The 17,884-nt window shown below is 72.1% G+C and carries 17 protein-coding genes and 4 tRNA genes; 6 read left to right on the top strand and 15 right to left on the bottom strand.

Features of this window, described 5'->3' with window-relative positions; all coding sequences use genetic code 11:
• Positions 1–45 precede the first annotated feature (45 nt).
• The 4 genes from rplK to KSP35_RS18110 all read right to left on the bottom strand — a co-directional run bounded on the left by rplK (position 46) and on the right by KSP35_RS18110 (position 1,849).
• Positions 46–471 carry a 50S ribosomal protein L11 gene (gene rplK, locus KSP35_RS18125; protein ID WP_216997190.1) on the bottom strand — a complete coding sequence of 142 codons (426 nt, stop codon included), beginning with the start codon at positions 469–471 and terminating at the stop codon, positions 46–48.
• Positions 472–483: 12 nt separating this feature from the next.
• Complete coding sequence (gene nusG / locus KSP35_RS18120) at positions 484–1,386, bottom strand: transcription termination/antitermination protein NusG (RefSeq protein WP_216997189.1); 903 nt, start codon at positions 1,384–1,386, stop codon at positions 484–486.
• 49 nt (positions 1,387–1,435) lie between these two features.
• A complete protein-coding gene (gene secE, locus KSP35_RS26130; RefSeq protein WP_216997188.1) occupies positions 1,436–1,591 on the bottom strand; it encodes a preprotein translocase subunit SecE in 156 nt (51 codons plus the stop codon).
• Between the two features lie 185 nt (positions 1,592–1,776).
• Positions 1,777–1,849 (bottom strand) — tRNA-Trp (locus KSP35_RS18110).
• 234 nt (positions 1,850–2,083) lie between these two features.
• Between KSP35_RS18110 and KSP35_RS18105 the strand changes: the two genes are divergently transcribed.
• Both KSP35_RS18105 and KSP35_RS18100 read left to right on the top strand, forming a co-directional pair.
• A complete protein-coding gene (locus KSP35_RS18105) occupies positions 2,084–2,698 on the top strand; it encodes an RNA polymerase sigma factor (protein ID WP_216997187.1) in 615 nt (204 codons plus the stop codon).
• Positions 2,688–3,056: an anti-sigma factor gene (locus tag KSP35_RS18100; RefSeq protein ID WP_216997186.1), complete on the top strand. Its 369-nt coding sequence runs from the start codon at positions 2,688–2,690 to the stop codon at positions 3,054–3,056. The genes KSP35_RS18105 and KSP35_RS18100 overlap by 11 nt, the downstream gene beginning before the upstream one ends.
• Positions 3,057–3,077: 21 nt before the next feature.
• On the opposite strand, the gene KSP35_RS18095 is transcribed toward KSP35_RS18100, so the two are convergent.
• The 5 genes from KSP35_RS18095 to KSP35_RS18075 form a co-directional block, all read right to left on the bottom strand.
• Positions 3,078–3,986 carry an alpha/beta fold hydrolase gene (locus KSP35_RS18095; RefSeq protein WP_216997185.1) on the bottom strand — a complete coding sequence of 303 codons (909 nt, stop codon included), beginning with the start codon at positions 3,984–3,986 and terminating at the stop codon, positions 3,078–3,080.
• Positions 3,987–4,130: 144 nt separating this feature from the next.
• A complete protein-coding gene (gene rpsJ, locus KSP35_RS18090; RefSeq protein ID WP_216997184.1) occupies positions 4,131–4,451 on the bottom strand; it encodes a 30S ribosomal protein S10 in 321 nt (106 codons plus the stop codon).
• 121 nt (positions 4,452–4,572) lie between these two features.
• Positions 4,573–5,760: an elongation factor Tu gene (gene tuf, locus KSP35_RS18085; RefSeq protein ID WP_216997183.1), complete on the bottom strand. Its 1,188-nt coding sequence runs from the start codon at positions 5,758–5,760 to the stop codon at positions 4,573–4,575.
• Between the two features lie 82 nt (positions 5,761–5,842).
• A tRNA-Met gene (locus KSP35_RS18080) sits at positions 5,843–5,919 on the bottom strand.
• Between the two features lie 16 nt (positions 5,920–5,935).
• Positions 5,936–6,008 (bottom strand) — tRNA-Thr (locus tag KSP35_RS18075).
• 197 nt (positions 6,009–6,205) lie between these two features.
• On the opposite strand from KSP35_RS18075, the gene KSP35_RS18070 reads away from it, so the two are divergent.
• A complete protein-coding gene (locus KSP35_RS18070) occupies positions 6,206–7,519 on the top strand; it encodes a hypothetical protein (RefSeq protein ID WP_216997182.1) in 1,314 nt (437 codons plus the stop codon).
• Between the two features lie 2 nt (positions 7,520–7,521).
• Here the strand turns inward: KSP35_RS18070 and KSP35_RS18065 are convergent, their stop codons facing one another.
• Positions 7,522–8,433: a cation diffusion facilitator family transporter gene (locus KSP35_RS18065; protein WP_216997181.1), complete on the bottom strand. Its 912-nt coding sequence runs from the start codon at positions 8,431–8,433 to the stop codon at positions 7,522–7,524.
• Between the two features lie 194 nt (positions 8,434–8,627).
• A complete protein-coding gene (locus KSP35_RS18060; protein WP_216997180.1) occupies positions 8,628–10,370 on the bottom strand; it encodes a S8 family serine peptidase in 1,743 nt (580 codons plus the stop codon).
• 183 nt (positions 10,371–10,553) lie between these two features.
• Here KSP35_RS18060 and KSP35_RS18055 point away from each other — a divergent pair, with 183 nt between their 5' ends.
• Positions 10,554–12,215 (top strand): AAA family ATPase, encoded by a 1,662-nt coding sequence (locus tag KSP35_RS18055; RefSeq protein ID WP_216997179.1) that lies wholly within the window; start codon positions 10,554–10,556, stop codon positions 12,213–12,215.
• A 1,995-nt stretch (positions 12,216–14,210) separates the two neighbouring features.
• Positions 14,211–14,549 carry a YfhO family protein gene (locus tag KSP35_RS26125; RefSeq protein WP_371748992.1) on the top strand — a complete coding sequence of 113 codons (339 nt, stop codon included), beginning with the start codon at positions 14,211–14,213 and terminating at the stop codon, positions 14,547–14,549.
• Between the two features lie 55 nt (positions 14,550–14,604).
• Here KSP35_RS26125 and KSP35_RS18045 read toward each other — a convergent pair.
• Positions 14,605–14,687 (bottom strand) — tRNA-Tyr (locus KSP35_RS18045).
• 79 nt (positions 14,688–14,766) lie between these two features.
• Between KSP35_RS18045 and KSP35_RS18040 the strand changes: the two genes are divergently transcribed.
• A complete protein-coding gene (locus KSP35_RS18040) occupies positions 14,767–15,255 on the top strand; it encodes a YajQ family cyclic di-GMP-binding protein (RefSeq protein WP_216997178.1) in 489 nt (162 codons plus the stop codon).
• Positions 15,256–15,431: 176 nt separating this feature from the next.
• Here the strand turns inward: KSP35_RS18040 and KSP35_RS18035 are convergent, their stop codons facing one another.
• The 3 genes from KSP35_RS18035 to KSP35_RS18025 all read right to left on the bottom strand — a co-directional run bounded on the left by KSP35_RS18035 (position 15,432) and on the right by KSP35_RS18025 (position 17,741).
• Entirely contained in the window at positions 15,432–16,283 is an 852-nt protein-coding gene (locus tag KSP35_RS18035; RefSeq protein ID WP_216997177.1) for a zinc metalloprotease HtpX, read from the bottom strand.
• An 80-nt stretch (positions 16,284–16,363) separates the two neighbouring features.
• The gene (locus KSP35_RS18030) at positions 16,364–17,203 is read right to left on the bottom strand and encodes a hypothetical protein (protein WP_216997176.1); all 840 of its coding nucleotides are present in this window, start codon (positions 17,201–17,203) and stop codon (positions 16,364–16,366) included.
• A 34-nt stretch (positions 17,204–17,237) separates the two neighbouring features.
• Positions 17,238–17,741, bottom strand: coding sequence for a hypothetical protein (locus tag KSP35_RS18025; protein ID WP_216997175.1), 504 nt, complete (start codon positions 17,739–17,741; stop codon positions 17,238–17,240).
• Between the last annotated feature and the right edge of the window lie 143 nt (positions 17,742–17,884).

Here is a 17,884-nt window from a genome sequence, read left to right as displayed (position 1 = left end):
CCGATGACCCGTCCCGCGGCTGCGGGGCGGGGAAGAACGGTGGTGCTACTTGACGGTGAGGCCCATCGAGCGGGCGGTGCCCTCGATCTGCTTCTTGGCGCCCTCGAGGTCGATGGCGTTCAGGTCGGGGAGCTTGATCTTGGCGATCTCCTCGATCTGGGCGGCGGTGACCGAGCCGGCCACCTCCTTGCCGGGGTTCTGCGACGCCTTGGCCACGCCGGCGGCCTCACGGAGCAGCACCGGGGCCGGCGGGGTCTTGGTCACGAACGTGAACGAGCGATCCTCGAACACCGTGATCTCGACGGGGATGATGGTCCCGCGCTGGGCCTCGGTCTGGGCGTTGTAGGCCTTGCAGAAGTCCATGATCGCCACACCGTGCGGACCGAGTGCGGTGCCGACGGGCGGGGCGGGGGTGGCCTGCCCCGCGGGGATCTGGATCTTGACGACGGCCGCGACCTTTTTCTTGGCCATGGTGACCTGCTCCTAGAAATCTCGTGGACGGGACAGCGTAGGGGCGGGTGCCCCTGCGGTGCCAAGTGGCGGATGGGCCCGCCGGCGCTCGAGGGCCGGCGGAGGGCGAGCTAGAGCTTCGCCACCTGGGAGAACTTCGAGCTCCACGGGCGTCTCACGACCGAAGATGTTGACGAGGACCTTGACCTTGAGCTGGTCCTCGTTGATCTCGACGATCTCGCCGCTGAAGTCGGCGAACGGGCCTTCCTTGACCCGGACGGTCTCGTGCAGCTCGTACTCCAGGCGGGGGCGGCCCTTGCGCACCGGTGCCTCCTCGCCCTCGACCTTCACGGTCAGGAACGTCTCGACCTCTTTGCGGCGCAGCGGCGAGGGCTTGGTGCCCTGGCCGACGAAGCCGGTCACGCCGGGGGTGTTGCGGATGACGTACCAGGAGTCGTCGTCGAGGTGGCAGCGCACGAGCAGGTAGCCCGGGAACATCTTCTTCTCGACGACGACCTTCTTGCCGTTCTTGAACTCGACGACCTCTTCCATGGGGATGACCACCTCATGGATGCGGCCCTCCATGTTCATGGACGAGGTGCGGGCCTCGAGGTTCTGCTTGACCTTCTTCTCGTAGCCCGACTGCGTGTGCACCACGAACCACTTGCCGGGCCGGTCCGCCGGGCTCTCGACCTTGGCGACCTCGACGAGCAGGTCCTCGGCATCGACCGCGGCATCGCCCTCGGCGGCGGGCGCCAGGATCTCCCCGGTCTCGGGGTCGACGACGACCGGCCCGTCGTCGGTGACGGGGGCGGCGTCGGCCGCTGCGGTCTCCTCGGAGATGACCTCGGCGGGCTCGAGCGACACGTCGACCTGGTCGGCGACGATGCCGGTGGCCTCGTCGGAGGTGGGCGTGGTGGGTTCGTTGAGGCTCATGAAAGGGGCACCGTGGTGGGCGAGAGGGTTGCCGGCGGGCCGGCAGGGGTCACTGGTCGACGATGAAGAGGACGGCCTTGGAGAAGCCGAAGTCGAAGCCGGCGATCAGCGCCGTCATGAGGACCAGGAAGATCAGGACGATGACCGAGAGGTTCATGGTCTCGCGCCGGGTGGGCCAGGCCACCTTGCGGAGCTCCGCGTTCACCTCTCGCGCGAACTGGCGCGGCTTCGTCCGCGGCTCACGAGGAGCGTTGGGGGATGGGGCGGGGCGACGCGTGGCCTTCGGTGAGCCGTCCTCGGACAGCTGACCTTGGCGCTGCATCAGCCGCTTGGTCTCTCGGTTCATCGCCATCGGCCAGCCTCGGCGCATTTCGTCGACATCGGGTGGAGCAGGGCAGGAGGGACTCGAACCCACAACCTTCGGTTTTGGAGACCGGTGCTCTGCCAGTTGAGCTACTGCCCTCGGGGTTCATGCTCGGCGTGCCACCTTAGCCGGGGTCGCGGGCGATCGGCCAAGCGGCCCGCCGCCGACCCCGGACCGGCCGCCGACCTCCGGGCCGACACCCGTCCGTGGCAGCCTGTGCGGGTGACCGAGCACCCGACGGGACCGCCCAGCGACGAAGGTCCGGACGGCGACGCCCCCCGAGCCGGGGCCCCGGAGGTAACGCTGCTGCCGGGCGGCGGGTCGGACCGGGCGATGTTGCTCCACGACCCGGCCTCGGCCGACCTCGACCAGCTGGTCGAGGCGGCGCGCGACGGGGACCACGTGGCCTTCGAGGAGCTGGTCCGGCGCACCCACGCCGACACCTACGCCTTGGCCCGCCGCCTGGTCTCCGACGACGAGGACGCCCGGGACGTGGTCCAGGAGGCGTACCTGCGGGCGTTCCGGTCGATCAAGAAGTTCCGGGGCGACGCGCAGTTCACCACCTGGCTCTACCGCATCACCGCCAACTGCGCCTCCACCCACCTCGGGAAGCGGCGGCGCCACCGACACGACGAGCTCGACGAGGAGGTAGCCGTGCCCGACCTGCACCCCGAACACGACCCGGTCGCCGTCGCCGACGCCACGCTGCTGCGCGAGCGGCTCGAGGTGGCCATCGCCGACCTCCCGCCCCGCCTCCGGGCCGTGGTGGTCCTCCGCGACATCTACGACCTCAACCACGCCGAGATCGCCGACGAGCTCGGCATCTCCGAATCGGCGGCCAAGGTCCGGCTCCACCGGGCCCGCCGGAAGTTGCGCACCCAGGTGTTCCCGCTGCGAGGCGAGGACGACATCGACGACGACGTCGAGGAGCAGGCCCGTGCAGTGTGAGACCGTGACCGAATCGCTCGCCGGCGTCATCGACGGCAGCACCCGCCTCGACCGCACCGAGCGGCGCCACGTCGAGCGCTGCCTGCGCTGCCAGGCCGAGCTGGCGCAGTACCGCAAGCTCCTCCGGGCCATGCACGCCCTGCGCGCCGAGGTGGCACCGCCGCCGCCCGGCCTGCTCGGTGACGTCCTCGCCCACCTCGAGGCCGCCGGCGAGCGCAGCGCCGTGCGGGCGACGCTCACCGGCCGCAAGGTCGCCTACCTGGGCGGCATCGCGGCGGCCACCGCGGCGGCGGGCGCCGGCGCCGCCATCGTGCTGGTCACCCGGGGCCGCAAGGCCCGCCTGCCGCTGGCCGGCTGAGCCGGGTGCCGGCTGCGCCGCTCAGGCGGGCGCCGGCACCTTGGCGGTGGCTCGGGCGAAGTTCTCCAGCACCTCGTCGGCCATCTCCGGGATCCGCACGTCCGGGACGTCGTGGGCCATGTCCGGGTACATCACCAGGCGGGCGCCCGGCACGGCCCGTGCCGTGGCGATGCCGCCCGAGGGGCGCACCAGCAGGTCGAGCAGGCCGTGGATCACCAGCACCGGTAGCTGCAGGCGGGCCAGGTCGGCGGTGCGGTCCCGGGTGGTGAGCACCGCCAGGGTCTGGCGGGCCAGCCCGTCGGCCGCTGCGGTGGCCGAGGGCTCTCGGCTGGCGGACAGCTCGTGCACCTCGAGCGCCGCCTGCTCGTCGAAGTGGGGCCCGGCGATCAGGCGGGAGACCATGAGGGCGTCCGCGGGGTCGCGGCTGTCGGAGCGGCGGGCCTTGAGGAAGGTCGGCAGCAGCTTCGGCGACATGCGGCCCTTCAGGCGGGCGCCCGTGTTGGACATGATCGAGGTGAGGCTCAGCACCCGCTCGGGGTGCCGGATGGCGAGCTCCTGGGAGATCATCCCGCCCATCGACGCGCCCACCACGTGGGCCCGGTCGATGCCGAGGTGGTCGAGCAGGGCGGCGGCGTCGTCGGCGAAGTCCTCGATGCCGTAGGGCGCCTTGGCCTTGCGACCGGCCAGGAGGGCCGCCGCCAGCTGGCCGAGGCCCGGAGGCTGGTGGTCGTCGAGGTGGGTGGACCCACCCACGTCGCGGTTGTCGAAGGCGACCACCCGGTGGCCCTCGGCCACCAGCCGCTCGATGAAGCTGACCGGCCAGGCGATGAGCTGCGTGCCGAGGCCCATCACCAGCAGCACGGCCACGCCGTCAGCGGGGCCGTGGACCTCGTACTCGAGGGTGAGGCCGTTCACGTCTGCGGCGGTCATGGGGTTGCTCCTGGGGTGTGCAGTGCGGCGTCGGGGGAGGGCTCCAGCAAAGCACGCCCCCGGCCCCGGGCGCGAAGCAGGCGCCCCGGAGGGCGCCTGCTTCGTGCTCTGCCTCGTTCGGATCCGCCCGCAGGCGGCCGCCGGTCAGGGCTGCTGGATCTTGATCTCGATGTCGACGCCGGCCGGCAGGTCGAGGCGCTGGAGCGAGTCCACCGTCTTGGCCGTGGGCTCGACGATGTCGAGGAGCCGCTTGTGGACCCGCATCTCGAAGTGCTCGCGGGAGTCCTTGTACTTGTGCGGCGACCGGATCACCGTGTAGCGGTGCTTGTCGGTGGGCAGCGGGATGGGCCCGCGGACCGAAGCGCCCGTCCGAACCACCGTCTCCACGATCTTCTGGGTGCTCTGGTCGATGACCTCGTGGTCGTACGCCTTGAGGCGGATGCGGATCTTGCTGTTGTCGGCCATGGCCAGTCTTCCCTCGTGCAGTGCGGTGGTTCGGTTGTCAAGGATCCGGGCCGGGCCCGGGCAACGCTGGTGCCGTCGTCCCCGAGCCGGCACGACGGCCGGCCCGGGGACCCCGGCGGGACTACTTGATGATCTTGGTGACGCGGCCGGCGCCGACGGTGCGACCACCCTCACGGATGGCGAAGCGCAGACCCTCGTCCATGGCGATCGGGTTGATCAGCTCCACCGTCATCTGCGTGTTGTCACCCGGCATGCACATCTCGGTGCCCTCCGGCAGCGACACCGTGCCCGTCACATCCGTCGTGCGGAAGAAGAACTGCGGCCGGTAGTTCCCGAAGAACGGCTTGTGACGGCCACCCTCCTCCTTGGTCAACACGTACACCTCACCCTCGAAGTTCGTGTGCGGCGTGATGCTGCCCGGCTTGCACAGCACCTGACCCCGCTCCACCTCCTCCTTCTTCGTGCCCCGCAGCAACGCACCGATGTTGTCCCCGGCCTGGCCCTCATCGAGCAGCTTCCGGAACATCTCCACACCCGTGCACGTCGTCTTCTGCGTGGCCTTGATCCCCACGATCTCGACCTCGTCACCGGTGTGGACCACACCCTGCTCGACCTTGCCGGTCACCACCGTCCCACGACCCGTGATCGAGAACACGTCCTCGATCGGCATCAAGAACGGCTTGTCCACGTCACGCACCGGCTCCGGCACGAACGCATCCACCTCCGACATCAGCTCCAGCACCTGCGCCGCCGCAGCCGCATCACCCTCCAGCGCCTTCAACGCCGAAACCCGGACCACCGGCGTGTCATCACCCGGGAACTCGTACTCGGTCAGCAGCTCGCGGACCTCCATCTCGACCAGCTCGAGCAGCTCGTCATCATCGACCATGTCGACCTTGTTCAACGCCACCACGATCGACGGCACACCCACCTGACGAGCCAACAGCACGTGCTCACGCGTCTGGGGCATCGGACCATCGGTGGCCGCCACCACCAAGATCGCCCCATCCACCTGCGCCGCACCCGTGATCATGTTCTTGATGTAATCCGCGTGACCCGGCATGTCGACGTGCGCGTAGTGACGGTTCGCCGTCTCGTACTCCACGTGCGAGATGTTGATCGTGATCCCACGCTGACGCTCCTCAGGAGCCTTGTCGATCATGTCGAACGGCGTGAACGCCGTCGTCGGATCCGCATCGTGCAACGTCTTCGTGATCGCCGCCGTCAGCGTCGTCTTGCCATGGTCGATGTGACCCATCGTGCCGATGTTCAGGTGCGGCTTGTTCCGCTCGAACTTCTCCTTGCCCATGGCTTGCTCCTTGCGAGGTTTCTGGTGTGCGGGGTTCCTACATGGCAACGACCCACCCGCGGGGGTGGGGCGTCGGTGGTGTTGGTAGCGGCGACCGGGTTCGAACCGGTGACAACTCGATTATGAGCCGAGTGCTCTGACCAACTGAGCTACGCCGCCAGGATCTGGCTTTGCGAGCCTCCTGTGGGAATCGAACCCACGACCTCTTCCTTACCATGGAAGCGCTCTGCCGACTGAGCTAAGGAGGCTTGGACCTGCCTCCCCGAAGGGCGGCGGATACCGGCTGGTGATCATAGCGAGCACCTGCCGCCGGCACGAAAGCGAGATCCGCCCGCCCGGCCGCCCGGTCCGCAGGCGGCGACGACGTGCAGGTCGCAGCCTCGCGGGTGGGCCATCGGGCCCACCGTCGGCTCAAGTCGGGCGGAGCGGTGCCGATGTAGGGGGGGTGCGGTTCACCCGTCTCGTCATCGAAGCCGACCAGAGCACCGTCTCGCTCGCCCTGCACCCCCGGTTGACCGTGGTCGCCGGCGTCGACGGCCGCGTCCGCTCCGGCCTGGTCGACGAGCTGATCGGCGGCCTGGGCAGCACCCGCTCCGGCGTGCACCTGGAGCTGGCCGACGACGAGGGCCGCCACCTCGCCGTGTTCCGCCCAACGGGCGGCTCGCACCGGGTCATCGAGGTGGACGAGGGCCGGGACGTCAGCGACGAGTTCCGCTCCCCCGACGGCCGCATCGACCTGCTCGCGCACCACGGGATCGACCCCCGCCGGGCCCGCACCATGCTCCACCTCGACCGGTCGAAGCTGGCGGCCGACACCCAGCGCGACGAGATCGTCAACCGGCTGGCCGAGCTCGACCAGACCGAGCTGTGGTCGACCGCGGCGCGGGTCCGCATCACCGACGACGAGCTCGAGGCCCTGAACGACGGCATCGACCTCTCGATCGAGGACGCCGAGGTCGTCGCCAAGATCGAGAAGCGCCACCAGCAGCTGGAGCAGGCGCTCGAGCAGCTCCTGCGCCTGCGCCGCAGCACGGCGATCGTGTCGGCGGCCTCGTTGCTCGCCGCCCTGCCGGTCACGCTGGTCGACCCGGCCAAGGCGGTGCCGATCCTGGCGATCGGCCTGGTGACGATCCTGCTCACCTTCCTCTACCGGGCCCGTGTCGAGGCCGCCCAGCGGTCCGAGACCACGGCGCTCGCCGCAGCGGGCGCCGACTCCTACCTCGGCTTCGTGGTGCAGCGGGTGGACGGGATGTTCAGCGGCACCGAGCAGCGCCGCCGGCTGATCGCCGTCGCCGAGGACCACCGCAGCGCCGCGGTCAACTGGACCCGCCTGGCGGGCGACGTGAGCGTCGAGTGGGCCATGGCCCACCACGACGACATCGAGGCCACGGCCCGCCTGCGCCGCCAGCTCCGCTCGCTGGGCCAGGTGTCGTCCACGGCCCCGGAGCTGGACGAGGAGACCGCCGACATCGCCCATGCGGTGGTGGCCCACCTCACCCGCCTGCGCACCCTCGGCTCGAGCGGCGAGAGCTTCCCGCTCATCCTGGACGACCCGTTCACCGACGTGCCGGCATCCACCAAGCTCTCGCTCCTCGAGCTCCTGTCCCGCACGGCCGGCTCACCGCAGGTCATCCTCCTCACCGACCAGGAGGAGGTGGCCAGCTGGGCCCGCCTCGAGGCCCTCACCGGCGAGGTCGCCCTCGTCGAACCGCAGACGGTCCCCCGAGACGCCCGCCAGGCCAGCGAGCTCGCGGTCTGAGCTCACCAGGTGAGGTCGTCGCAGCCCTCGTGGCTCGACGGCTCGACCTGGAGGGTGGCGTGGTCGATGCCGTAGCTCGTGCGCAGCAGCGCCTGGGCCCGGTCGAGCACCGCGTGGCCGTCGGTCCCGTCGCCGATCATGAGGTGGGCGGAGGCCACGTCCATCTCCGAGGTGAGCGTCCACACGTGCAGGTCGTGCACGTCGACCACGCCTTCGATGGCCCGCAGGTCGGCGTCGACGGCGTCGAGGTCGGTGCCAGGCGGGGAGGCCTGCACCAGGATCCGCACGGCCTGGCTGCCCAGTCGCCAGGTCCGGGGCAGGATGAACAGCCCGATGCCCACGCCGACGAGCGGGTCCACCCACCACCAGCCGGTCACCCCCATCACGATGGCGGCGACGATCACCCCCAGGGAGCCGAGCGTGTCGGAGAGGACCTCGAGGTAGGCCCCCTCGACGTTGATGCTCTCGGCGGCACCGCCCCGCAGGAGCACGAACGCCACCAGGTTGGCGCCGAGGCCCAGGACCGCCACCACCAGCACCTGGCGGTCGGCCACGTCCGGCGCGTCGCTCAGGCGGCCCACCGCCTCCACCAGCACGTAGATGGCGACGCCGAACAGCAGCACGGCGTTGGCCAGGGCGGCGAGGATCTCCAGCCGGTACAGGCCGAACGTGCGGTGCCGGGCGCGGCTCCCCCGAGACGCCAGGCGGATGGCGGCCAGCGCCATGCCCAGCCCCAGGACGTCGGTGACCATGTGGCCGGCATCGGACAGGAGGGCCAGCGAGCCGGAGGCCAGCCCGACCACCACCTCGACCACCATGAACACGAAGAGCAGGCCGAAGGCGGCGAAGAGCCGGCCCTGGTGGCGGGCGCCGGCCCGAAGGGCGGCGGCGCCGTGGTCGTGGTCGTGGGCCATCTGCGCTCCTCGTGGCCACCCGAGCAGGCGGCCGGCCCCACCATGGGGGCCGGCCACCTGCGGGTCAAGGCCGGAGCGTTCCCGATCCGAAAAAGGCCTCGGACCTGGTCACCTCCAACTGGGAATGGGAACCGAAAGGGGCTCGGCGCGGCCGTGCGCAGAGGTGGGCCCGGAACGGTTCCCGGTCCCGCCGATCAGCGGACCTTCGCCCCCACCGTCCGAGCGGCGTCGATGATGCCCCAGCCGTAGAAGCCGTTGAACCGGGTGCCGCCCTCGCAGAGGGCGTCGAAGGTGGCGTCGCGGCCCTCTCGGGCGTAGCTCTGGAGCCGGGGGTTCGGGCAGGCGTGAGGGGTGGCCGAGAGGGCCAGCACCGCAGCGGTGAGGTCCGGGTTCAGGGTGAGCCCGCCGTTGCGGCGGTCTCTCGTGCCGAACCGCGACACGGCCAGGGCGGCCACGCCGGTGGCGTGGGGAGCGGCCATCGAGGTGCCCTGCAGGTACGTGTAGTAGCCGCAGGCCCCGGCCTTGGTGCAGTCCTTGAAGACGCTGCCCTCGAAGCCCTCGACCACGTTGCCGTCAGCGTCGACGGAGCCCTCCTCCTGGAGGACGTGCTTCGGGTAGCTCGACAGGATCAGGTTGCCGTCGGTCTGGAACGTGTCGGTGCCGAAGCCGTCGCGGTACCAGCCGCCCGGGGCGGCCACCCACGTCTGCTCGAGGCCGTAGTTGGAGTAGTCGGCCTTCTTGGTGCTCGGCCCCACGGCGTTGACGTTGAGGACGTGGCTGCCCTCCGACGGCATCGACAGGCAGTCGTCGTTGTCGATCTGCCGGTCGTACGCGGTGCCCTCGGGGTAGTCGGGGCTGCTCGGGTCCAGGCCCGGCTTGCCGAGGTCGGTGTTCTCGTTGCCCGAGGCGCTGATGAGCGTGACGCCCTTGCGGTGCGCGTACTCCAGCGCCCGGTTGACGGCCGTGATGATCGTGCGCTGCTCGTACTGCGCGTCGGGCGAGTCGGCCGGGTTGGACCGGCAGTTGTAGAGCCACGGGTCGACGTAGAACGACATGTTGACCACGTCGATGCCGATGTCGGCGCTGTAGGTGAGGGCGTCGAGGGTGGGGGCCAGGAAGAAGTACCCGCTGTCCTGGCCGGCCCGGACGTTGACCAGCTTCACCCCGGGGGCCACGCCGACGATCCCGGTGCCGTTGGCGGCGCCGGCGACGGTGCCCGCCACGTGGGTGCCGTGGGCGCCGTCGTCGACGTCGTTGGGATCGACGCAGCTGGCGACCTCGCACGGGCCGTCGATCTCGGGGATGTCGGTGGTGAAGTTCCGCGAGCGGCCGGCGTCGAAGTTCGGCGCCAGGTCCGGGTTGGAGGCGTCGATGCCGGTGTCGATGATGCCGACGAGGACCTGCGACGAGCCGGGGTCGACCTTGCGGGCCGCGTCGGCGTGGATCATCTTCATGTCCCACTGCAGCGGCTCGAGGGTGTCGGTGCCCTTCGGCTTGGCCGACCCACCGCCGCTCCCCTTGCCCGTGCCCTGTGGCCGGGCCGAGCGGCCGGCGGGCTGCGCCGACTCGCGCTCCACCAGGTCCTTGTTCGGCGCCACGCCCGGGCTGGCGGCGATGGCCCGGTCCTGGGCCACGCCGGCGATGCCCGCCTTGCCCCGGAGGGCGGCGATGTAGCCCTGCCCCGGCGCCCGCACGGTGAGGGTGCCGATGGCGGCGTCCTGCTCGACCACCGTGCCGCCGGCAGCGGTGGCGGCCTGGCGGGCGGCGGCGAGCTGGTCCGTGCTGGAGGCCAGCACGACGTAGCTGGCGGCGGGCCCGGAGGCCTTGGCCACCCGATCCGGCTGGGCCCCGGCCGAGCCGGTGGTGGTGGTGCCGGCGAGGCCGGCGGCGATCACCGCTGCTGCGGCCAGCGCGGTGCATGTCCGACGTGTGCGCACGTGGGTCCTCCTGGTGGTCGTCGCCCCCGACCCGGCGAAAGCTAGGGCACTTCGCGCAGCGAAGCGACGGAAAGCTGGACGATCCGCCCACCTGGCCCGGACCTGACGGACACCTCTGGTCAAGCGGGTGGCGGCGCAGTACGGTGCTCGGCCCCGTCGAGCCGCCCCAACGCTGGAGCACCGGTGCCCCCTTCCACGAGCTCGGCGCGCTCCGGCGCGCCCGTCGACCTGCCCACCGAGCGAGCGGCCCTCGAGCGCGCCCGCGCCGCGGTCGAGCGCAAGCTCGGCTCGCTGGCCACCATCTCCGGCGGCGGCGCCGACGCCCTCGCCGACGAGTACATCGACGCCGTCGTGCGCGGCACCATCGCCAAGTTCCAGCAGGAGCTGGTGGTGTTCGGCCGCATCGACGACGACCAGCCGTGGCGGGTGGGGCTCTACGGGATCGACCTCGAGGGCGAGCAGCTCGTCATCGACTGGCGGGCGCCGTTCGCCGGCGGCTTCTACCGCGCCCGCTTCGACGAGCCGATGGGCCTGGAGCGCCGCGTCACCTACGTGGGCTCCATCGCCGACCTGTTCGTGGAGGACTTCGCCACCGGCGAGGTGGCGGGGTCCTCACCGCTCCTCGGTGAGCTGTCGCGCAGCCGAGGCACCGAGATGCGCGCCGCGGTGGCCACGCTGCAATCCGAGCAGGACGAGCTGGTGCGGCTCGACCCCACCGCCAAGCTGGTCCTCCGCGGCGGTCCCGGAACCGGCAAGACGGTGGTCGGCCTGCACCGCGCCGCCTGGCTCGTCTACAACGACACGCGCCTCACCGCCGGGCGCATCCTGGTGGTCGGTCCCAGCGACAAGTTCCTGCGCTTCGTCTCCGCGGTCCTGCCCACGCTCGGCGAGGCCCGGATCGTGCAGACCACCTTCGACCGGCTGCTCGGGCCCTCCACCGCGGCCGGCAGCGACGAGCGGTGGCTGCCGCTGCTCGACCGGTTCGTCGACAGCCTGTGCACGCCGGCCGAGATCAAGGTCGGCCTCAAGCGGATCCGGCTCGACGAGGTGACCGAGGCGGTGGCCCGCATCCGAGGCCGGGCCATCCCCTACCGGGACCAGCGCAAGGCCTTCGTCGCCATGCTCGCCAACCGGCACGGCCTCAAGCCCGGCGAGGTGTCGAGGGCGGCGGTCGACGTCTGGCCGGCCGTCACCTCCGCCCAGGCCGTGCGCCGGCTCCGCAACCGCGCCGTGCTCGAGGCGCTCGGCGCCGATGCCGACCTCGTCGACGCCTGGTTGGCCGTGAAGGCCGACGGCGCGCTGGCCGACGAGGTGCGGGCCCGGTTCGAGGGGGTCCCCGCCACCTACGGCCACGTGATCGTCGACGAGGCCCAGGACCTCACGCTGCTCCAGCTGCGCGCCGTGCAGCGCCGCTCCACCGGGCTCAGCCTGGTGGGCGACGACGCCCAGCGGTCCAACCCCAACGGCCTGGGGCTGCGGGCGGCGGCCGAGCTGCTCGGCGTGCCCACCGCCGAGATGACCACGGCGTACCGGATGTCGGCGGAGATCGCCCGGTGGCTCAACGACCACGCCGCCGACCACGGGATCGACGCGGTGGAGCTGGTGGGCATCCGCCCCACCGGCGTCGCCGTCGGCGAGCCCGAGCCGGCCCCAGAGGTGGTGGCCGCGGCAGAGGCGGACCTCCGCTCCCGGTGGGAGAACGTGGCCGTCATCACCGTCGAGGACACCTGGAGCCACAAGGGCGTCGAGTACGACGCCGTCGTCGTCGACACCCAGGGCATGGACCCGTCGGAGGTCTACCTGGCGGCGTCGCGCGCCGCCCACGAGCTCGTGGTCGTGGGCTGAGCCGGGCACCCGCGCTGCTCCGGGCGGTAGCGTCGCCGCCCGGACGCCAGGGCTGGCAGCGTCCGGGAGGGGGAGCTCGGATGGACCGTCGACGATCGTCGGGGTCGGGGTCGACCACGCGGCGTCGCGAGGTGGTGGCCATGGGCCTCCTCGTCGCGGTGCCGGTGGTGGTGCTGTTGCCCCACCTCTTCGGCGGCCCGATCGCACCGGCCGATGCCTGGGTCCAGGACCTGCCCGGCAAGCTGATCGGCGCCGAGGCGCTCCGCAGCGGGCGCCTCCCTGCCTGGACCGGCGTGGAGTTCGGCGGCATGCCGCTGTTCGCGGTGGCGCACTTCGGCATCGCCTATCCGCTGAACCTGCTCCTCGTGGCCCTGCCGAACGCCCTCGGCTACAACCTCGGCCTGGTCGCCAGCCTCGCCATCTCCGCCGTCGGCTGCTACCTGCTCGCCGACCGGATCCTGCGCGACCGCGCCGCGGCAGCCCTCGTCGGCCTGGCGGTCGGCCTCGGGCCCTACCGCTGGTCGGAGCTCTCCCACCCCGCCATGCTCTCGTCGGTCGCGTGGCTGCCCTGGGCCGTCCTCGGCGTCGAGATCGCCCAGGCCCCCGGCCGCCGGTTCCGCGGCGTGGTGCTGGTCGCCCTCGCCACGGCCCTCGCGGTGCTCGCCGGCCACCAGCAGATGGTGGTCGCGACGGGGCTCGCCGCAGGAGGCTGGGCGGTGGTGCGGGCGTGCTCGTCGACCGTGCAGCGGTGGCGCCCGCTCCTGCACGCCGCGCTCGGGCTGGCCGCCGGCGCCGGGCTCAGCGCCTTCCAGCTGCTCCCGAGCCTCGCCCTCCTCTCGAGCACCTCGCGCGGCTCGTACTCCTACGACGAGGCCACCGGCCTGTCCCTCAGCGGGAGCCAGCTCGTCTACACGCTGTTCCCGTTCGCGAGCGGCGGCGGCCACCTGTCGGGGACGCTGCCGCTGCAGGTGGCCGGCGCGTCGTTCCCCTACCTCGGCGCCGCCGTGCTCGTCCTGGCCGTCGGCGCCGTGCCGTCGTGGCGCCGGGAGCGGTGGATCCTCCCGGCCATCGTGGTCTCCGGGATCGTGGTGGTCGCCGCCCTGTCACCGCTCGTCCCGCCGCTCGGCCACGTCGTGCACCAGCTTCCCCCCTTCTCCCGGTTCCGCCTCTGGAACCGCTACTGGTTGGTGCCCGAGCTCCTCGCGGCGCTGCTCGCCGGCCACACCCTGCGCACGCTGCGCCGCGGCACCGCCGCCGAGCGGGCCGCCATCCGACGCTGGTGCGGCGCTGCCACCGCGGCCTACGCCCTCGCCGCCGGCGCCGTGCTCGGCGGCCTCCAGGTCGAGCACCGCTCGGCCACCGGCCTCGTCCTGCCCGTCGCCCTCGCGGTGGCCACGTTCGCCGGCGTCGCCGCGATGGGCGGGAGGTGGACGCGGCTGGCTGGCTCGGCCGTCGTCGCGGTCGTGGCCCTCGACCTCGTCGTCCTCACGGGCCTCTCGACGCCCATCGTCAGGGTCCCGTCGAGCGAGCTGGCGACGGCTCGCGACGCCGGCACCGCCCGCGACCTCGTGGCGCCCAGCCCCGGCGGCACCACGCGCTACCTGGCCATCGGGAGCTACGACGACGAGCCCGACCGGTTCTTCCCGCGGGCCCCGCTCACCGGCCTGTCCGGGGCGCGGAGCGCGAACGGCTACGACTCGCTGGCACCCCAGCGGTACCTCGATGCCCTCGGCATGGACTTCTACGGCCAGGTGAGCGCCCGGTCCTGCCTGCTCGCGCCCGCCAACGCCGGCGTGCTCGACCTGCTCCGGGTGTCGACGATCACGGCCCGGCGGGGCAGCCCGGCCGCCCGCCGCCTGGCGGCGCTCGGGCCCCTTGCGCCGGTCGGCGACACCGGTTGGGTCCGGGTCGACCGGCGCCCGGCGCGCCGAAGGATGGCTGGCCGAGCCTGCGTCGGTCCCCACCGGCGTCGTCCCGCAGCTCTCGTGCAGCAGCGTGCGCCTGCCGCCCGCGACCGCGGAGGTGGCCATCAGGCGCCCCGCCGACGGCCACCTCCGCGCCACGACCCACTCCTCGGCCCCCCAGCTGCTGGTGATCAGCGAGTCGAGCGCCGCCGGCTGGCGGGCGACCGTCGACGGCCGACCCGTCCGCCTGCGGTCGGCCTACGGCCTGCTGGTGGCGGTGCCGGTCCCGGCCGGCCGCCACCGGGTGGAGCTCCGGTACGAGGTCGAGGGCCTGGGCGCCGGCGTGGCGACCTCGGTGGCGACGGCCGCTGGGCTGGCGGTGGTGGGACTGGTGCTCCGACGCCGGCGCCCGACCGCACGGCCGGGCTGAACGGCGGTCACGACGCGGACGAGCCCCGCCGAGACCGGCGGGGCTCACCTCCACGTGGGCCGAGTTGGATTTGAACCAACGTAGGCAGAAGCCGACGGGTTTACAGCCCGTTCCCTTTGGCCACTCGGGCACCGACCCAGGAGACAGAGACGATAGCAAGTCACCTCCGCCGCGCCGAACCCGAAGCGCGGTCGGCGCCCCCTGTACCCTCGGACCCATGGCCAGCTTCGATGTGGTGTCCGAGGTCGACATGCAGGAGGTCCGCAACGCGGTGGACCAGGCGGTGCGGGAGCTCACCAACCGCTACGACTTCAAGGGCACGGGCTCGTCGATCGACCTCGGCGAGACCGAGATCAAGCTGGCGACGGCGTCGGAGGATCGGCTCGTCGCCCTGCGCACGCTGCTCGAGGAGAAGCTGGTCAAGCGCAAGGTCTCGCTGAAGATCCTCGACTACGGCAAGGTCGAGGAGGCATCCGGCATGACGGTGCGCCAGACCGCCGCCATCCAGGCCGGCATCTCCTCCGACAAGGCCCGCGAGCTGAACAAGTTCATCAAGGCCCTGGGCCTGAAGGGCATCCAGTCGCAGACCCAGGGCGAGTCGCTCCGGGTCAACGGCAAGAAGCGCGACGACCTCCAGGGCGTCATCTCGGCGCTCAAGGCCGAGGACTTCGGCGTCCCGCTCCAGTTCAACAACTTCCGCGACTAGGCGCGCTCGTCGCACCAGCTCCGCGGCGAGGACCCCGTCCGCCGGCGAGGGCAGGCGGAGCGCGAAGGTGCCCCGTCCCTTGCGAGACGAGGCACCTCCTCAACAGGTCGTCGGGGGGCGGGATCCCTGACGACCCGGACCTTGCGGTGGGCGGGGACTACCCGCTCACCGCAGTCCTAGTGCTGCCACTCGCCGGAGCGCAGTCGGGCGATGCGGTCCTCCATCGGCGGGTGGCTGGCGGTGAAGCGGGCCAGCTGGCCGCGCTGGCCGGAGAAGGGGTTGGCGATGTAGGCGGTGGCCTGGGCCGGGTTCACCGACGGGGCCACCTGGCGGACGCCCCGGTCCAGCTTCTCGAGCGCTCGGGCCAGGGGCTCGCCCGTGCCGAGGAGCTTGGCGCCGCGCCGATCGGCCTCGTACTCCCGGTTGCGGCTCAGCGCCATCTGCAGGAACGTGGCGGCGACCGGGGCCAGGATGGCCAGCGCCAGGGTGCCGAGCACGTTGTCGTTGCGGTCTCGACCGCCGCCGCCGAACATGGCGCCCCACATGGCCATGCGCGCCAGGAAGGTGATGCCCATGGCCACCGAGGCGGCCACCGAGCTGATCAGGATGTCGCGGTTGCGTACGTGGCTGATCTCGTGGGCCAGGACGCCCTGCAGCTCCTCCCAGGAGAGGATGTCGAGGATCCCCTGGTTCACGCACACCGCGGCGTGGTTCGGGCTGCGGCCGGTGGCGAAGGCGTTGGGCTGCGGGTCCGGCGAGACGTACAGGCGCGGCATCGGCATGTCGGCCCGCTGGCAGAGGTCGGCGACGATGGCGTGGTAGCGGGGCATCTGCGCCTCGCTCACCTCGACGGCCTTGGCCGACTTGATGGCCAGCTTGTCGCTGAACCAGTAGGAGCCGCCCACGAAGACCAACCCGATGCCCATGCCGATGGCGGCGCCGCCGGTGCCGCCGATGGCGCCACCGACCACGATCATGAGGCCACCGATGGTGGCGAGGATCACGGCGGTCTTGAGGTTGTTCATCATGGCTTCGTCTCCCGGGAGCCAGCCTTCGGATCCCTGCGGGGCCGACCGTACCGCCGGTGTCCGAAAGGTCGCCTAAGCGGTCAGCGCCCGAACATCGCCTTGGCCACCACCTTGGTGAAGGGCGCCGAGATGGCCTTCAGGCGAGCAACGTCGTCGTCGCCGAGGGCGCTCCACGGCGCCAGCGCGGCGGCGTCGGTCATGGCCTCCACCCGGTCCCGGGCCCGGCGACCGGCGTCGGTGAGCGAGAGCGCGCCCGCCTGGTCGAGGTGGCCCTTCACCCGCAGGCGCTCCTGGCCGGCCTCCCACTCGTCGTCGCTCCACCCGCGGGTGGCCTGGAGCAGCGAGGCCGGCAGGGCGATCTCCCCGGCTGCGAGGTGGGTCACGAGCGCCTCGACGGCGTCGTAGCCCTCGAGGGTGAGGGCGGCGACGTGGCCGTCGCCGCGGTGCTCGCGCAGCAGGGTGACGGCGTGGAACAGCTGGAGGTGGGGCTCCTCCGGCCACGGCAGGGCGGCGTGGGCCGCGAAGATCGGCCGGCCCGACGGGTCCCCGGCCTCGGCGGCGCGCCGGGCGAGGACGGCGGACTCGGCCAGGTCCGGGTGGTCGACGGCGTCGCCGAGCATGCGGCGCAGCGCCTGGTCGGCGCCCTGGAGCCGGGCGGCGAGCACCGCCTCGGGGGTCGTCTTGTCCCAGGCCGACGGGAGGGCCCGGTGGACCAGCTCGGGCTTGAAGTTGAAGAAGGTGGCGATGACCACCTCGGCACCCACCCGGCCCATGGCCGCCGACCGCGAGGCGAAGTAGCCGTCCTGGCCGTCGAGGCCGAGCTCCTCGTAGGCCAGGGCGGCCTCCGGGGCGAAGTAGATGAACCCGTGCACGGGCTCGAGCCGGAAGGCGATGTTGCGGGCGGTGGCGGTGTCGACCATGCCGGGAGGGTAACCACCGCTGCCGCGGCGGGCCTCAGTCGTAGTAGCCGGAGTGGATGTACACGCACGGCACGCCGAGGTGGCGGAGCACGGCGATGTTGCGCTGGTCGTCCTCGAACGCCAGGACCGGCTCGATGCGGGCGGCCCGCAGCTCGCCGATGGTGCGGCCCTTGAAGTCGAAGGCCATGTCGTAGTCGCCGACGTCGCGCATCACGAGCAGGTCCCACCGCAGCTCGTTGCGGTCCAGCCAGCCCACCGTGTGCGGTTGCACGTGGAGCGGCCGGGCGGTCAGCAGCACGATGGCGTAGCGCTCGTCCAGGGCGTGCAGCAGGGTGCCGACCTCCTCGATCACCGGGTCCTCGCCGACCGCCTCGAAGAAGGCGCGCCAGTTCCGGCGGGCGTGCTCCAGGAGGTGCTGGCGACCGGCGGCGTCCGACAGCACGCCGTCGAGGTCGAAGATCACGGCCTCGCCGTGCACCGGGCCGTCTCGCCACAGCCAGTTCCCCGGCGTCCGGAGGGGGCGGGGGGCGTCGTCCATGGCGACGGCGAGCCTACCGACGGGGCCGGCGGCCCGGCTCCCGCCGGACCTGACGCGGACCTTGCGGCTGGTGTTGCGACTCGGTGAACGGGAGGTCGGAACGGTTCAACAGATCGTCAAGGCGTCGTACCGTGCGCAGCGAG

The sequence above is a fragment of the Aquihabitans sp. G128 genome (genome assembly GCF_019048865.1).
Lineage (GTDB): Bacteria > Actinomycetota > Acidimicrobiia > Acidimicrobiales > Iamiaceae > Aquihabitans.
The sequence above is the reverse complement of the archived record's forward strand: the minus strand, read 5'-3'. Positions and strand labels throughout refer to the sequence as shown.

Bases quoted from the DNA above. Each gene is read 5' to 3' on its own strand.
- KSP35_RS18105 (WP_216997187.1), top strand. From the start codon at position 2,084: ATGTTGCTCCACGACCCGGCCTCGGCCGACCTCGACCAGCTGGTCGAG.
- nusG (WP_216997189.1), bottom strand. From the start codon at position 1,386: ATGAGCCTCAACGAACCCACCACGCCCACCTCCGACGAGGCCACCGGC.
- KSP35_RS18035 (WP_216997177.1), bottom strand. From the start codon at position 16,283: ATGATGAACAACCTCAAGACCGCCGTGATCCTCGCCACCATCGGTGGC.
- KSP35_RS18030 (WP_216997176.1), bottom strand. From the start codon at position 17,203: ATGGTCGACACCGCCACCGCCCGCAACATCGCCTTCCGGCTCGAGCCC.
- rpsJ (WP_216997184.1), bottom strand. From the start codon at position 4,451: ATGGCCGACAACAGCAAGATCCGCATCCGCCTCAAGGCGTACGACCAC.
- KSP35_RS18095 (WP_216997185.1), bottom strand. From the start codon at position 3,986: ATGACCGCCGCAGACGTGAACGGCCTCACCCTCGAGTACGAGGTCCAC.
- KSP35_RS18040 (WP_216997178.1), top strand. From the start codon at position 14,767: ATGGCCAGCTTCGATGTGGTGTCCGAGGTCGACATGCAGGAGGTCCGC.
- rplK (WP_216997190.1), bottom strand. From the start codon at position 471: ATGGCCAAGAAAAAGGTCGCGGCCGTCGTCAAGATCCAGATCCCCGCG.
- tuf (WP_216997183.1), bottom strand. From the start codon at position 5,760: ATGGGCAAGGAGAAGTTCGAGCGGAACAAGCCGCACCTGAACATCGGC.
- KSP35_RS18065 (WP_216997181.1), bottom strand. From the start codon at position 8,433: ATGGCCCACGACCACGACCACGGCGCCGCCGCCCTTCGGGCCGGCGCC.
- KSP35_RS18025 (WP_216997175.1), bottom strand. From the start codon at position 17,741: ATGGACGACGCCCCCCGCCCCCTCCGGACGCCGGGGAACTGGCTGTGG.